Raw genomic sequence first — 389 nt, forward strand, 5'->3', positions numbered from 1 at the left:
CAAGGCCTTGAAGGGCTGCAAGACAAGGCGCGACCGGGCAAGCAGCCAATCTATACGAAGGCCACCGACAAGCGGATTTTGAAGCTGCTGGACAAGCCGTCGCCGGAAGGGTTCGCACGCTGGACCGGGCCCCTGCTGGCCGAGGCGCTGGGCGATGTTGACGTCCAATATGTCTGGCGGTTCCTGCGCAGCCACAAGATCGACCTCGCGGCTCGCAAGTCCTGGTGTGAGAGCAACGACCCGAACTTTACGGCCAAAGCCGCCGATGTTGTCGGCCTCTATGTCGCCCCGCCGGCGAAGCCCATTGTGCTGTGCGTGGACGAGAAGCCCTCGATCCAGGCCTTGGAGCGAACGCAGGGTTATCTGAAGTTGCCCAATGGCCGCGCCTT

The 389-nt window shown here is 62.7% G+C and carries 1 protein-coding gene; it reads left to right on the forward strand.

From position 1 onward, the window contains the following. Positions 1 to 389: helix-turn-helix domain-containing protein (locus AC5ZGW_RS47430; RefSeq protein ID WP_496114310.1), on the forward strand; the 389-nt coding region annotated here is incomplete at both ends.

The organism is Bradyrhizobium sp. Crot121, from assembly GCF_059512385.1.